This window comes from Kitasatospora sp. NPDC059088 (assembly GCF_042738155.1).
Taxonomy (GTDB): Bacteria; Actinomycetota; Actinomycetes; order Streptomycetales; family Streptomycetaceae; genus Kitasatospora.
Genome location: NZ_JBHYGR010000115.1, coordinates 16049 through 30406 on the forward strand (window position 1 = coordinate 16049; position 14358 = coordinate 30406).

The 14358-nt window shown below is 76.5% G+C and carries 12 protein-coding genes; 2 read left to right on the plus strand and 10 right to left on the minus strand.

Annotated elements, in window-relative coordinates; all coding sequences use genetic code 11:
- Nucleotides 1-159: 159 nt before the first annotated feature.
- The 7 genes from ACFWXO_RS35215 to ACFWXO_RS35245 form a co-directional block, all read right to left on the minus strand.
- A complete protein-coding gene (locus ACFWXO_RS35215) occupies nucleotides 160-867 on the minus strand; it encodes a hypothetical protein (RefSeq protein WP_380529179.1) in 708 nt (235 codons plus the stop codon).
- 236 nt (nucleotides 868-1103) lie between these two features.
- The gene (locus tag ACFWXO_RS35220) at nucleotides 1104-4019 is read right to left on the minus strand and encodes an AAA family ATPase (protein WP_380529181.1); all 2916 of its coding nucleotides are present in this window, start codon (nucleotides 4017-4019) and stop codon (nucleotides 1104-1106) included.
- 92 nt (nucleotides 4020-4111) lie between these two features.
- On the minus strand, nucleotides 4112-4546 hold the full coding sequence (locus ACFWXO_RS35225) for a hypothetical protein (protein ID WP_380529183.1): 435 nt from the start codon (nucleotides 4544-4546) through the stop codon (nucleotides 4112-4114).
- Nucleotides 4547-4710: 164 nt separating this feature from the next.
- Nucleotides 4711-6012, minus strand: a complete 1302-nt coding sequence (locus ACFWXO_RS35230; protein WP_380529185.1) for an MFS transporter — start codon at nucleotides 6010-6012, stop codon at nucleotides 4711-4713.
- Complete coding sequence (locus ACFWXO_RS35235; protein ID WP_380529186.1) at nucleotides 6009-7244, minus strand: cytochrome P450; 1236 nt, start codon at nucleotides 7242-7244, stop codon at nucleotides 6009-6011. Before ACFWXO_RS35235 ends, ACFWXO_RS35230 begins: the two co-directional genes overlap by 4 nt.
- The gene (locus tag ACFWXO_RS35240) at nucleotides 7241-8041 is read right to left on the minus strand and encodes a class I SAM-dependent methyltransferase (RefSeq protein WP_375893197.1); all 801 of its coding nucleotides are present in this window, start codon (nucleotides 8039-8041) and stop codon (nucleotides 7241-7243) included. The genes ACFWXO_RS35235 and ACFWXO_RS35240 overlap by 4 nt, the downstream gene beginning before the upstream one ends.
- A gap of 278 nt (nucleotides 8042-8319) precedes the next feature.
- The gene (locus ACFWXO_RS35245; RefSeq protein WP_380529188.1) at nucleotides 8320-9360 is read right to left on the minus strand and encodes a hypothetical protein; all 1041 of its coding nucleotides are present in this window, start codon (nucleotides 9358-9360) and stop codon (nucleotides 8320-8322) included.
- Nucleotides 9361-9788: 428 nt separating this feature from the next.
- Here ACFWXO_RS35245 and ACFWXO_RS35250 point away from each other — a divergent pair, with 428 nt between their 5' ends.
- Nucleotides 9789-10895, plus strand: coding sequence for a LuxR C-terminal-related transcriptional regulator (locus ACFWXO_RS35250; protein ID WP_380529190.1), 1107 nt, complete (start codon nucleotides 9789-9791; stop codon nucleotides 10893-10895).
- A 42-nt stretch (nucleotides 10896-10937) separates the two neighbouring features.
- Here ACFWXO_RS35250 and ssuE read toward each other — a convergent pair whose 3' ends face one another.
- The 3 genes from ssuE to ACFWXO_RS35265 all read right to left on the minus strand — a co-directional run bounded on the left by ssuE (nucleotide 10938) and on the right by ACFWXO_RS35265 (nucleotide 13736).
- Entirely contained in the window at nucleotides 10938-11477 is a 540-nt protein-coding gene (ssuE, locus tag ACFWXO_RS35255) for an NADPH-dependent FMN reductase (protein WP_375893191.1), read from the minus strand.
- A gap of 124 nt (nucleotides 11478-11601) precedes the next feature.
- On the minus strand, nucleotides 11602-11835 hold the full coding sequence (locus ACFWXO_RS35260) for a phosphopantetheine-binding protein (protein WP_380402165.1): 234 nt from the start codon (nucleotides 11833-11835) through the stop codon (nucleotides 11602-11604).
- Nucleotides 11832-13736: an HAD-IIIC family phosphatase gene (locus ACFWXO_RS35265; RefSeq protein WP_380529193.1), complete on the minus strand. Its 1905-nt coding sequence runs from the start codon at nucleotides 13734-13736 to the stop codon at nucleotides 11832-11834. The genes ACFWXO_RS35260 and ACFWXO_RS35265 overlap by 4 nt, the downstream gene beginning before the upstream one ends.
- Before the next feature lie 194 nt (nucleotides 13737-13930).
- Between ACFWXO_RS35265 and ACFWXO_RS35270 the strand changes: the two genes are divergently transcribed.
- Entirely contained in the window at nucleotides 13931-14209 is a 279-nt protein-coding gene (locus tag ACFWXO_RS35270) for a DUF6059 family protein (RefSeq protein WP_380529195.1), read from the plus strand.
- Nucleotides 14210-14358: the final 149 nt, after the last annotated feature.

Consider the following 14358-nt stretch of genomic DNA (forward strand, 5'->3'; position numbering starts at 1 on the left):
GCGGGCGCCCTCGCCCGGGCGGTGGGGGTGCGCGGGGGCGGGGGGGGGGGCCGCGGCGCCCCCGCGGCGGCGGCCGGCCGCGGCGCCCCCCCCCCCCCCCCGGCCCCGGTTCGCTACCGCTGTTCGTTACCGCTGTTCGTTGTCCTCGGTTCCGGTCGGTCAGTCGAGGGTGTAGCCGAGGACGCCCTCGGCGTTCTGGCCCTCGCAGTTGAGGTCGTTGGAGTCGAAGTGCTCGCCGTTGACGGTGCAGCGGCGCAGCACGCGGGTCGCCACACCGGCCGGCGGGGCGGTGTAGAGGTACCCGAGCGTGGTGACGAACTGCTGGCCCTCGCAGTTCGAGGCCAGCGAGCTGAACGTGTCCGTGCCGCCCCACGCGCGGCACTCGTACAGCGGGGTGGTGCCGGCGACCTGGCTGCCGGAGATCCAGCCGAGGCTGCCCTCCAGGTAGTAGCCCGCGGGCGCCGCCGAGGTGGTGCTCAGGTGCTCGGGGCCGTTGTACCGGTTGAGGTTGACGGTGCCGGGGGCGGGCTGGGTGGCGCACTGGAGCTGGGCGCTGCCCTCCCAGCTCGTGACCGGCCCGATGACGGCGGACTCGGCCGACTTCGCGCCGCGGGCCGCGAGTCGGTTGTTGTTCGGCCAGGCCTGGGCGGTGCCGACCTGGAGGCACTGGGTGCTGCTGAAACCGGCCGCCCGGGCCTGGGCGAGGGCGTCGTTGAGCGCGCTCTGCTTGGCCTGGGCGGACGTCGAACCGAAGCCGTCGCCCGTGTAGTTGGCCTGGGACGGGGTCGCCGAGGCGGGGATCGCGGCGGCCAGCAGCATGGTGCCGGCGGCTGCGACGATGCCCAGTGCGCGGGGGATTGCCCTCATGGTGTGGCCTTTCGTCGTGGGATCCGGTCGGGCCGGCGCGGGTGGCGGGGCCCGGAGGCGGCGGCCCGGGCCGGGGGTCGAGTTGCGGGTCCCGGCGTCCGGCCCGGCGCCGGAAGGAAAGCTAGCGAGGTCCCGGCCCGTCGTGGATCGGGGGTTTCCGCAGGCTCCCCGAGGGGGTGCCGGCCCCGGGGACTGCGGGAATCCACGATGGGCACGGACGGCGTCCGGCCGCAGGATCAGCCGTGCCGGACCGGGTCCAGGGCGCGCGCCACGGCGGCCCGGCCGCTGATCCCCAACTTCCGGTAGACCGAGGTGAGATGGGACTCCACCGTGCGGACGCTGAGGAACAGCCGGGCGGCGATGGCCTGGTTGGTGAGCCCCTGGGCGGTCAGGTCCGCGATCTCGTGCTCGCGCGCGGAGAGCGACGGCCCCTCGGGCGGGGCCGGTCGGCCCGGCGGGACGGCCGCGTCGGGCACCGTCCTGGCGCCGCGGGCCTCGGCGGCGCACCGGCCGGCCCGCCAGGGCAGCTCCGCCCGGGCCAGCAGGGCGTGCGCCCCCGCCCGGCCGAACAGCCGCCGGGCCGCGTCGGTCGCGCCCTCGTAGCCGGACCGGTCGCCGTGCTCGGCGGCGATCTCGGCGGCCACCAGCTGGGCCATCCCGGCCCTGACCACGAAGCCGGAGGCGGCCAGTCCGTCCGCGGCCCGGCGGGCCAGTGCCGTCGCCCGGTCCTGCTCCCCGCGCACCCGCAGCAGCCGGGCCGAGGCCAGCGACACCACGGCGCCGGCCGCCGGCAGCCCGGCGCTGCGGGCCGCCCGTCCGGCCAGTTCCACGTGCCGGGCCACCAGGGCGGTGTTGCCCTCGGCCGCGTGCACCGCGGCCATCAGGTCGTGGCCGTGGGCGGGCATCGGGTCGCGCCACCGTCCGTCGCCCAGGTTCAGCAGCCGGGCGGCCTCGGCTGCCGACGGCGGCTGCCCGCAGACCACCGAGGCCTCCACCACGGCGTGCCGGACGACCGCGCGCCACACCGCCGTCGGCGGCTCCGGCAGGCCGAGCAGCAGCTCCAGCGCGGGGCCCGCGGCGGCCGGTCCGCCCTGCCAGGCCAGCGCCCGGAGCCGGAGCGCCGCCGCGATCGCCAGGGTCTCGGTCGCGCCGAGCTCCCGCGCCAGCTCCAGGGCCCGGTCGGCGGCGGCCCGGGCCGCGTCCAGCGGTCCCGACATCAGCAGCAACGCCGCCCGCACCGCGTGCAGTTGCGGGATGACGTAGTGGTGCTGGTGGCGTTCGGCCAGGGCGATGCCCCGCTCGATGCGCTCGGCGGTGCGCTGCCGGCGCTCCAACAGCACACCGGCCCAGCCGAGTTCGGGCAGCGCGGCGAGGGCCCGGAGCTGCCCGCGGGCGTCCAGCGAGTCGGCGAGGCGCTCGGCCGCGTCCAGCGCCCGGCGGGCGGCGGGCACCGCCCCCTGGCCGATCGCGGCGAGGCTGGTCAGGCCGTGCGCGGTCAGCCGGGTACCGGCCGAGTCGTCGCGGCGTACGGCGGCCTCGATCCGGTGCAGGCTCCGCTCGGTCCGACCGTTCATCACATCCAGCCTGGCGAGCTGGAGTTGATCGCGGACCCGGCCGCCGCCGTCCCGCTCCAGCAGGCCGTACACCCGGTCCGTGCGGCCGCGCAGCCGTTCTGCGAGGGCGACCGGGCCGGCGGCCCGCTCCCGGTCCGGGGCCGGGCCCGACAGCAGCGGGCCCAGCGCCGCGGTGGCCTCGTCCAGCCGGCCGGTGAGGGTGAGCGCCCGGCCGAGCAGCAGCGTTGTCTCGGTGCGCAGTTCGGCGCAGTCCGCCCGCTCGGGCAGCGCCGCCAGGACGGCGCGCAGCCAGCGGGCGCTGGTCACCGGCTCGGGATCGAGGACGGTACGGGCGGCCGCGGTGAGCCTCGCCAGCAGCTCCCGGTCCGCGCCCGGCGTGGCGTAGGCGGCCTGCCCGGCCCACTCCGCGAGCGGGGCCCCGCAGCGGTCGAGGTGGTCGGCGGCCCGCCGGTGCGCCCCGGCCCGCCAGGCCGACCCGGCGAGCCGGTAGAGGGCGGCGGCCGGCAGCGGCCGGGTGAAGCGGTGGCGGCCGCCGGCCGGGGCGAGGAGGCCGTGCCCGGCCAGTTCGTCGAGTGCCCCGGCCACCGCCCCGGTGGGCAGTTCGGCCACGGCCGCCACCAGCGCCGGGTCGAACTCTGGTCCGGCCACGGCGGCGGCGCGCAGCACCGTGCGGGTCCGCTCCGCCAGGGTGGCCAGTTCCCCGCGCAGCTCCGGCCCGGGCTGCCAGTCGGCGGTGGCGGGTGCCGCGGGCTGCGGCCCGAGGACGCGCGGATCGCCCGCGGCCAGCCCGGCCAGCAGGTCGGTGGGCAGTTCCGTGGGCAGTTCGGGCGGCGGCCCGGTGCACGGCCCGGCCGACGGCTCCGTGAGGGCGCGCAGGTACCGGGGGTTGCCGCCACTGGCCCGCGCCAGTAATCGGAGCCGTTCCGGTGCCGCCCCCGGCACCAGCCGGGCGATCGCGGCCGGGCCCAGGGGTGCGAGCTCGATCCACACCGCGTCGGCGTCGGCGAGGGTCCGGGTCAGCCAGGGCGGACAGCCGCCGCTGCGACAGGCCAGGACGACGGTGAACCGCCCGGTCGGCGGGCTCGCGACCAGCCGGTCGAGCAGCAGCAGCGACTCCCGGTCGGCCCACTGGACGTCGTCCAGCAGGAGGACGGGCGGGGCCCCGGCGAGTGCCTCGCGCAGCTGCCGGTGCTGCCGGTGCCCGTGCTCGGGTCCGTCGGCGTTCCCGGTTCCGGTTCCGAGTCCGTGCCCGGCCCCGCTCCCGGTTCCGGCTTCGGCCTGGTCGGCGAAGGCTTCGAGCAGGCTCCGGGCGCCGGCGTCCCAGAGCGCGTCCAGCAGCAGCCCGTACGGCACCGGGCGGCCGTCCCCGGTGGCCCGGGCCCGCGCCGGGGCCACCGGTCGTCCCGATCCGGCTGCCGTGCGCCGCAGTTCGGCCAGCAGGCGGCTCTTGCCGATGCCCGGCGGCCCCTCCAGCACGCCGACCGCCGGCCGTCGGTGGCCGGTCGTCAGCAGCCCGGTGAGCAGGCCCAGTTCGTGGTCGCGCCCGGCCAGTACGTCGTCGTCCCGAGAAGTCAGCACGAGCTGGGATGAAACCACGTCCGGGCCGCAACGCCCAGGTGTCGCACACGGAAAGCCGCCGGAGACCGCCCTGGGTGGGCGGGGCCCGGCGGTCAGCAGTACGGGACGGGATCGGTCTCGCTGGTGATGTCGGTGTCCCGCACGAAGCCGACCGCGCCGTTGTCGGCCGTGGTCAGCAGCCAGCGGGTCGGGTGCGGTCCGCCGACCCAGGCCTGGTTGTCCTCCTTGCAGGAGAACCAGCTGGGGTCGGTGTTCAGGTAGCCGACGACGGTGTTCGGGTCCGGGTAGACGTGGTTGTCGCCGACGGTGCCGAAGACCGGGGCGCCGGGCACGTTGTGGCAGTACCACCGGTTGGCGTCCCCGGGCCAGCAGTTGTCGGCCGCCGAGGCGGACGGCGCGGCCACCACGCCCAGGCCCACGGCGAGGGCGGTGGCGGCGGTGGCGGCGGTGATCCTGGCGGTGATCCGGGCGGTGGCCCTGGCAGTGGCCCTGGCAGTGGTCCTGGCGGTGCGGAACGGGTTGGACATGGCGTGCTCCTGGTGCTGTGCGCGCGGGTCGGTTCGGCGCGCAGCATGCCCGGCGGCCCCGGCGTGTCACACCTCCGGTGGGCGGGGTGGCGGCAAGTGTCCGGTCTTCCGGTGTTCGTGTCCGAACCTCTCCGACTCCGATCGCGCACCCGGCCGTCGGTCGCTCAGTCCCGCCCGGTGGCGCTCCCCGGGAGCCCTGCGGCGAAGGCGGGCAGCCATCGGGAGAACAGCCCCGCGGTGGCCAGCACCAGGACGCCCATGACGGCGACGGAGCGACCGGTCGTCATCGCCTCGGCGATCAGCCCGGCCGCGACCGGGCTGAGGCCCTGGGCCGTCATCAGTCCGGTCGACTGCAGACCGAAGGCCTGCCCCCGGGAGTGCTCCGGAACCGCGGCCAGGAACGGCTGTTGCAGGCCCAGCGAGTAGCAGAACCCCACGCCCACCGCGACCAGCAGCACCCCGCCGAGCGCCACCGGGAGGCCGGGCACCGCGAAGGCCAGGAGCGGCGCGCCGAGCACGGCCAGCAACGGCAGCACCGAACGCTCCACCGTGCCGGCGCGGACGAACCGCCCCAGCACGGTGTTGCCCACCAGCATGCCGACCGGCAGGCAGGCGAGCAGCACCCCGCCGGTGCCGGTCGACAGCCCCCGGTCCCGTACGTACGGCAGGACCAGGCTCTCCGCCCCGGTGGCGAGGGCCGGCGGGAGCCAGCGCACCAGCAGCAGCCGCCGGACCCGCCGGTCCGCCAGCAGCCGCCGGCTCTCCGCCCAGCTGCCGCCCACGGTCGAGCTCCGCCCGCCCGCGCCGGAGCTCCGCCCGCCCGCCGCGCGGCGCGGCTGATGCGGCAGCGGCAGCGGGCCGAGCCGGGCCGCCACCCACACCCCGGCCGCCAGGTGCGCGAGCGCGGTGACCAGCAGCGCGCGGCGCGCGCCCAGGCCCGCGACCGCCAGGCCGCCGCAGCCCAGCCCCAGCAACTGGGCGCCGGAGGACACCACGTTCAGCAGGGAGCGGCCGGGGACGTACGCGGTGCCCGGCAGCACCTCGGCCACCGCCCGGCCGGTGGCGCCCTGGCTCACCGGCGTGGTGGCGGCCACCGCCGCGACCAGGGCGAGCACGGCCCAGTACGGCATCGCGACCAGCACCAGGACGACGGCGGTGGCGCCCTCCAACAGGTAGCCGAGGCCGATCAGCCGGGCGGGCTGCACCCGGTCCGCGACGTTGCCGAGCAGTCCGGAGCCGATCACCTGGGGGATGAAGGAGATCCCGTAGGCGAGCGCACCGAGCACGGTGGAGCCGGTGGCCGTCAGCACCAGGACGGAGAGGGCGACCGTGCGCAGGCTCTCGGCCACCGTGCCCAGCCCGTAGCCGCACAGCAGCACCCGGTACGGGGCCACCGCCAGCAGCTGCCGGTAGCCGACGCGCTCGGCGGCCGGTGCCGTCGGGGGCGCGCCCGCGGCACGAGTCACGGCCGCGCCCCCGGCCTCCGGCCGCCCGCAGGAGCCCGTTCACCCGCGAGCTGTCGTTCGCCCGCGGGAGCCCGGTCGGCGCCCGTGACCAGCAGTTGCTGGAGGCCGCGCAGGGTCGCGCTGGGCCGCCGCACCGGCTCCCCGACGATCCGCAGCTCCTCGTACCGGTCGCCGAGCGCGTGGAACAGCGCCTGCACGATCCGGACGGCCAGGTGGTTGCCCAGGCAGGCGTGCACGCCCCGGCCGAACCCGAGGTGCGGGTTGGGGTCGCGTCCGAAGTCGGCCCGGCCGGGCTCCGGGAAGACGGCCGGGTCGTGGTCGGCGGCGCCGAACACCGCGAGCACCACCTCGCCCCGGCGCAGGCGCCGGCCGCCCAGGTCGACGTCGGTGTGGACGGCCCGGCCGGTCGCCTGCACCGGACCGTCCAGCCGGAGCAGCTCGTTGACGGTGGCGGAGTCCGTCGTGCGCAGGTCCGCGCCGCTGAGCGCGCCGTGCCGGTCCAGCCCGAGCAGGGCGTTGCCGATCAGGCTGGTGGTGGAGGTGTAGCCGGCGTGGAACAGCGCCCGCGCCGTGTTGACCAGGTGTTCGGCGGGCACCTCGCGCCGGGCGGCGGTGAGCCCGGCCATCATGCCGTCGGTGTACTCGGCCCGGAACCAGCCGTCGACGAGGTCGTTGAGCAGCACGCGGGCGGCCAGGCCCGGTTCGATCCGCTCCGGCGCGAGGCCCCCGTCCATGCTGAGGACCAGGGCGCGGGAGGCCGCGCGGAACTCGGCGTCCTGGACCGGCGGCGGGGCGCCGAACAGCAGGCAGGTGGCGGACAGCGACAGCGGTTCGGCGAGCTCGGTGATCACGTCGGCCGGTTCGTCGCCGAGCCCGGCGACCAACTCCTCGGCCGTGCGCCGGACCTGCTCGGTCCAGCGGTCCAGGTCGACCGAGCGGAGCGCGGCGAGCACCGGCTTGCGCAGCTCGGTGTGCTCGGGCGGGTCGAGGGTCTGCATGCTGAGCCGCTGCCAGGGGACGTCCCGGCCGGCCTTGCGCAGGTCGGAGCCGAAGGTCCCGGTGTCCTTGACCACCCGGAGGCAGTCCTCGTGCCGGGTGAGCACCCACACGCCGAGCTGCTCGTGCCAGTGCACCGGGTCCTCGGCACGCAGCCGGGCGTAGACCGGGCGCGGGTCGGCCAGCACGGCGGGGCTGAGCGGGGCGAAGAGTTCCCCGCCGGGCTCCGCGGTCACCGGGCCGCCCCCGTCGGCGGACGGTCGACGGCGCCCGGGCCGCCCGAGCGCCGGGCCAGCACGAAGTCCTCCGGCAGGCCGGGCGGCGGGTCCAGGAGCGCGAAGCCCGCCTCGGCGAGCTCCCGGTGCACGGCGGGCCGCGGCACCGTGAACAGCACCCGGGAGACCGTCTCCTGCTGGACGGTCCGGCCGTCCAGGCTCGCCGTGTACTCGGCCCGGCGCCGCATGGTGGAGTCGGTGAGGGCCTCCGAGGAGGTGCGCAGCCGGTACTCGACCCCGGCCACCGTGGTCCGTGCGGCGGTCCGCAGCTCCCAGGTGCTCGGCCGGCCGTCGGTGAGCATGTCGAGGGCGAGCAGCCCGCCCGGCCGGACGGCGCCCGCCAGGTCCGCGAACAGCTTGCGCCGGTCCGGGCCGTCGAGGCACTGCAGCACCCCGGCGCACAGCGCGTAGTCCACGCCGGTGGGCAGGCCGGTCGCGCCGGCCGGGAGCAGCACCGTCCGCGCGGCGAGCTCGGGCCGGGCGGACAGCTTGGCGAGGTGGACCGCGCGCATCCCGCGCGAGGGCTCGAAGCAGTGGACGGTGCAGCCGAGTTCGGCCAGCCGCAGGGCCAGGGTGCCGGTGCCGGAGCCGAAGTCGAGCACCACGTCACCGGCGCGCGCCGGCCCGGCGAACGCGTCACCGTTCGGCGAGGTCTGGTGGCCGGCGGCGGAGGCCCGGGCGAAGAGGTCGTAGTAGTAGGCCATGACGTCGTACGGATCCGGTGCGGCGAGCGCGCTGCCGCCGGTGGGCTCTTCCACTCTGCATCAGTTCCTTCGGGAATCGTGGCGGTGCGCAGGCCGGAAAAAGGTGTTGGCCGTCGGCTCATCAGCCGTCGGCCAACACTCGCGCTATTCCTGTGTTCATGGATTCAACAGGTTTACGGGTTTCAGTGGTCGTAGCTCATGTCGAGCCCCCTTTCCGCTGACGACTGCAGAAACTATCCACCGCGCCGAACCGTCGGACAACGCCGGGAATACGGCAGCAAACTGCATGGCAGCTACTTCCGCCATTTCCGGCGCCGGGCCGACGGGCCTTGCTAGGCGAGCCAGACCGGCCCCCAGGAGAGCGGCTGCGCGCCCAGGATCGGATCCTCGACCACCCTGATGCCCAGCACCCGGAGCCGGCGGGCGGACAGGTAGCACAGCACGTCCTCGGTCAGCCGGTGCAGCGCTCCGTCGGACAGCGCCCCGAGCAGCCCGTCGGCGGACGGCCGCCCGGCCCCGCCGGCCGGCTGCGGGGCCGCCCAGGCCGACCGCTGCGCCCGGGTCACCGCCGCGGCCCGCGCATGGCGCAGGGCCCCGCAGGCGTCGGCGCCCCAGGCCGCCGTCGGCGGCGCGCCGGACGGCCGGTCGAAGAGGCGGACGATCCGCCATCCCCCGGGCAGGCCGGGCACCCGGTGGACCACGAGGCCCCGCCCGGTCCCCGGTGCCCCCGCCCCGACGGCCCGCCGGTCGGCCGCCCGCCGGGACAGCAGGGCGAGGGCGCCGTCGAGCAGCCAGTGCCGCTCGCTCGGCCCCGCCGCGCCGACGCTGGGGCCGCGGGGGGCTGGCCCGCCGCCGGGGTAGGGCGCGGGGGCCAGCGACCGCAGGCCGTCCAGGACGTGGTGGAGGTGCGGGGGCCGGTCGAGCGGGCCCCGGTGGTCCGGCGGCCGGCGGGTCGTGACGAGCAGGCCGCTCCACGGTTCGAGCAGCGGGGCCGCGCCGCGCAGCGGGTCCTCGGGGTCGGCCGGGGTGTCCGTCAGCCGGTCGCCGAGCGCGCGGATCCCGCTCCACCGCGGGCGGCCCGGGCCCGCCAGGGTGACCCGGCTGACCGAGCCGCTCGCCCGGTGCACGACCGCGGCGCCGTCGTGCGGGGAGCGGGCGAGCAGTTCCCTGAGGGTCTCGCGCAGCGCCGTTCCGGCGGTGCCCGGGCCGCCGCCGGGCGGCGCCGGCGGGCTCGGCGCTCCGCCGGCGCGGTGCCACAGCGCGACCCGTCTGACCAGTTCCTCGTGCCGCTCGCCCGGCCGGGCGCCGCCGGGGCCGAGGACGGCGAGGCCGGGCAGCACGGTGACCGGCATCGGCTGCTGCTTGTCGGGCATGCGGCGCGGGGCGTCCTTCATGAGGGGGCGGCGTGCGATCGGCCCCCGCCTCCGACGCTCCGGTGCCCCGCGGCACCGAACGGGGTGCCACGGGTACGGCTTCGACCAAGCTTCGGCCCGGCCGCGGTGCCGCGTCCATCGGGGGAGCGCGGCAGGAAGCTGCACGGCAGTCTTGCCCGCGCGGACGGCGGACGGCGGTGGGGGCCGGTGAGGGTGTCCGCGGGTGGGGCGAATTCCCGTACGGCCTGTGGGGGAATGCCGCGCGCGGGACCACCGAATCATCAATTCCGGTATCGGCATTCCGTTTCCGTCCGGGCCGGTCCGGAAACGGGTGGCCGGTTTTCCATGCTCATGACGACAGTGCGGGCTAGGGTGTCCCGTGAAGCGTCGCTGTTGTCCGACGGTGAGGCGTATGGATTGCGGTGGAAATGTCCCAAAAGGATATGACGTACCTGGACGACACCAGTTCCGCGAAGACCGGTTCCGTGCAGCTGAGCCCGATCGCCGTATCGATCTACGGCGCGGCCCTGCGGCGCGGCCGGATCTCCGAGGCGGACCAGCCCGAGCTGCTCGAAGAACTGCGCGCCACCCCCGCCGAGGTCGAGCTCGGGCTCGCCGTCCTCAGGGAGTTGAGGCTGCTCACCCCGGCCCTCGACGACCCCGGCGCACTGACCCCGGCCAGTCCCGACTCGGCCGCCGCCGAACTGGTCACCCCCATCAAGCAGGAGATCGCCGGCCTGGAGCAGTTGGCGTCGGACCTCGAATCCCGGGTGCTCTCGCTCAAGTCGCTCTACTTCGAGAGCCGTCAGCGGCGCAACCGCCGGGAGGCCGTCGACGTCATCGACGGCGCGGGCCGCGTCCGCTCGGTGCTGGGCGAGGCCTTCCGCCGCTGCGCGGTCGAGGTCCTCGGCGCCCACCCCGGCGTCATCTCCGAGCAGGACATCGAGGGTTCACTGCCCGAGCAGCTGGAGCTGCTGGCCCGCGGAGTCCGCCTGCGCCTGCTCTTCCAGCACCCGGTCAGGACGAGCGCCCGCCGGCGCGAACTGCTCGAACGGCTCACCCGGGCCGGCGGCCGGATCCGCACCTGCGAGGAGATCGCCGACCGGATCGTCATCCTCGACCGCGAGACCGCGTTCATCCCCACCTGCTCCGGCCCCGACGGCGCGGTCGTCCTGCGCGAGCCCTCCACCGTCGACTTCCTCTACCGCTCCCTCGAACAGGCCTGGTCCGCCGCCCTGCCCTTCGAGCCCGACGGCCCGGGCGGTCCCGGCGGCCCCGGCGCGCCCCGCCGTGGCATCGCGGGCGAGGAGATCAAGCGCGCGATCCTGCGGATGCTCGCCGCGGGCGCCAAGGACGACCTGATCTCCCGCCGGCTGAGCATCTCGGTCCGGACCTGCCGCCGCCACATCGCCGAGATGATGGACGAACTGGAGGTCTCCAGCCGCTTCCAGGCCGGGGTCAAGGCGATCGAGGCGGGCCTGATCCGCTGCTCGACGGCCCCGGGTGACCCGGCGTCCCGGGAGGCGGCCTGCTGACCGGTGGTGCGGGCCGGCGCTGCCGGTCGGACAGCTGGCGGGTCAGCCCACCGGGGTCGGCAGGGCGTCGGCGAACCGGTCGACCACCTCCTCCAGAGCGGTGGCGGCGCCGGGGGAGAGCGCGGTGCTGCCGTCCGGCGCGGTCAGGATGTCGCGGTCGAGGACGAACCAGCCCTGGGTGACGTGCGCGGCCCCCATGCTGGTGAGCACCGGCCGCAGGGCGTAGTCCACCGCCAGGACGTGGGCCGGTGAGCCGCCGGTGGCCAGCGGCAGCACGGTCCGGCCCGCCAGGGCGTACTGCGGCAGCAGGTCCAGCAGGCACTTGAGCAGGCCCGAGTAGGCGGCCTTGTAGACGGGCGTGCCCACCACGACGCCGTCGGACCGCCGCAGCAGCTCGGCGACCTCGACGACGGCGGGGTGGGCGACGTCCGCGCCGGTGAGCACCTCCGCGGGCAGCCGGCGCACCTCCAGCGCGGTGACGTGGTGGCCGCGGGCTTCGAGGCGGTGGGCGGCCGCCCCGAGCAGGCGGGTGGTGCGGGAGACGGGGGACGGGCTGCCGGAGAGGGTGAGGATGCGGGCCATGGGAACCTCGATCGGGCGGTGCGGTGGGCGGGTGGGTCGTGACGCGACGTGCGGGCGGGTCGTCGTACGGCCTGCGGACCTGCGGACCTGCGGACCTGCGGGCCTGCGGGCCTGCGGGCCGGTGTCAGACGGTGGCGATCCGGTGGATCTCGGCGAGGGTGCGGGCGTCCAGCAGGTCGGGCAGCGACAGCCGGCGGCCGCTGAGGCGTTCCAGGGCGGTGAGCAGGCTCAGCAGGTGGAGCGAGTCCCAGCCGGGGAGGTCGTCGAAGTCGACCTCGGCGTCCTCGGGGCCGAGCGGCAGGCCCAGTTCGGTGGCGGCCACGGTGATCAGTTCGGCGAGGCCGTCGGGGGCGGTCATGCGGGGTGTCCTTCCAGGAGGCCGGCCAGCTCGGCGTCGAGCCGCAGGTGGCCGGGCGGGGGCAGTTCGGTGGCGAGGTCGTGGCGGAAGGCGAGGCCGCCGTTCGCGGCTGCCGGGTCGTCGGCGGGGGCGAAGCCGTACCGGGGGAGGAGGTCCTTGACCGTGCCGTTGCGCGGGCCGGGCCGGTAGTGGCCGGTGACCGCGCGCAGGCCGGTGCCGGCGGCCAGGCCGAGGACGGCGGAGAGCACCGCCTGCTCGATGCCGCGGGAGAACACCCGGCAGCTCAGCAGGAAGTTGTCGATCCGCAGCGCCTCGCCCTCCCGGGTCAGGAAGACCGCGCCGACCAGGCCGTTGTCGCCGAAGCGGTCGGCGGAGCGCACGGTGAGCACCCCGGAGCCCTCGGCGGCCGCGAAGGCCGCCACCTCGGCGGGCTGGAGGCGGCGGGTGGTCAGGTTGAACTGGTTCGTCCGCAGGGTGAGTTGGGAGACCCGGGGGAGTTCCTCGGCGGCCAGCGGGCGCAGCCTGACCTCGACGCCCAGCTCGTCCAGGTACTCGGCGAGCGAGTCGAACCCCTGGAGGAAGTCGCTGCGGGCGACCTCGCCCCGGTAGAGCGCGGCGCGCTCGCGGTCCTCACCGGTCAGCCGGCGGACGTCGAACCAGCCGTCGGACAGCAGCCGTTCGACGTGCAGCGCCGGTTCCTCGTCCAGCGCCACCACCGCGACCTCGGGCAACTCCCGCCTGACCAGGCCGCGTTCGTAGGGCGAGTCGTCGACGAAGACGAAGCCGGAGGTGCCCAGGTTGAGCGCCTCGGCGAGGTCGGCGATCCCGGCCGGCTTGGGGAGCCAGTCGGCCGTCACCCGGACGAAGTCCGCCTCGCGCAGCGTCATCTCCGGGTGGTCCCGCAGGACGGCCAGGACCGGCTCGGGGTCGTTCTTGCTGACGGCGGCGAGCAGCACGCCCTGGGAGCCGAGCTGTTTGACCACCCGCTGGAACCCGCGGAACGCCTCGCCGCGCGGCGTCCCGCCCGCCTCGACGCCCTCCGGGCCGTCGTCGCCGAGGATGCCGCCCCACAGCGTCTGGTCCAGGTCCAGGACGAGCACCTTGCGGGTCAGCCCGGCCAGGTGGCGGGCCAGGTGCCCGGCCTCGCGGGCGTAGGCGGCGAGCAGCGGCTCGGAGAGGTGGGCCTTCGCGTAGACGTCGAGCCGGGCGTCGGTGACCGGGACGCCCTCGGCGAGCAGCGGGTCGAGGTCGAGGACCACCACCGAGGGGTTCTCCTCGCCCAGCCGCAGCAGCCGGGCGTTGGCCTCCCGCCAGAGCGCGCCGAGCCGGGCCCGGGACTGGTGGTCGACCAGCTGGTGGGTCCAACGCCGGGGCAGGGGAATGGTGTTGAGGACCAGGACGCCGCGGGCCGAGGCCGCGAAGCGGGCCGCCAGCGCGGTGATCAGCTCGACCTTGCCGTCCAGCACCCGGGCCGCGTCCTCCGGCCGCCAGGGCAGCGGGACCTCGTCGAAGACCACGGCCGGGTCGAGCAGGCAGAGCGTCAGGTCCGGATCGGCGGCGTAGAGCGGGCTGCCGGGGTCGGACAGCTCGAACACCCAGCTGTCGAAGTCGCCCCGGTACGGGCGCAACAGCAGTCCGTGCCGGGCTAGTTCGCCGGTCAGCGGGGCGATCAGCGGGGCCACGGTGCCGTGCCCGAGGACGGCGACGGTGAGCACGGGGGTGCCCGGGTGGGCGGCCAGCACCTCCGCCGGGTCCAGCCCGGCCAGGATCCGGCCCGCGTGCGCCGTCCGGGCCGGGTCGGCCTCGGCGAGCAGGGCCCGGACACCGGGGTACCCGGCGGCGAGGCGGCCCTGGCGGCGGAGGTCGAGCAGGGCGTGGGCCGGGTCGGCGGTCGTGTCCATCGGGGGCTCTCCGATCGGTCTTCTCCGGGGCGTGGGGCCGTGGAGCGGTGCCGGGCCATCGTGGCCGGGCGGGCTGAACCGGGCCTGAATCCCGGCCGGGCGAGGGCCGGTTCAGGGCCGGTTCAGGGCCGTTTTCGCGGCACCCCGGAGAGTGGGTGGCTCCCTGCGACCCCGAGACCCCGGGAGGTACCGGGTTGGACGTCCTGCATCCCCGGTCGGCGCGCCGCCGCCGGGCCGCCGCCTGGGCACTGCGCCGGATCCTGCTGCCGATGAGGTGGTTCGCCGTCGGCTGGGCGCCGCTGCCGGGCTGCGACGGCTCGGAGTGGGCCGGCCCGTCGGCGCGGCCCGGTTCGCCGCCGTCGCCGCCGTCGCCGGTCGGCCCGCCGGCCGGGCACCCCGAGCGGCTGCTGGTCGGGGTGCCGCCCACGCCCGTCGAGCGGGAGCTGTGGGCGGGCCTGACCCGGCCGAGCTGAACGCGCCACGTTCAGGGGTGGTTTAGGGCCTGCCTCTTGGATCCTTGCCGGGGTCGCGACGCCGGGGCACGCACCTCGCCGCGTTGTCGTCGGTCGCCAATGCGCTGCATTGGGCTCCCTCCTCCGCCTTGCGATGCACGCACCCCAAC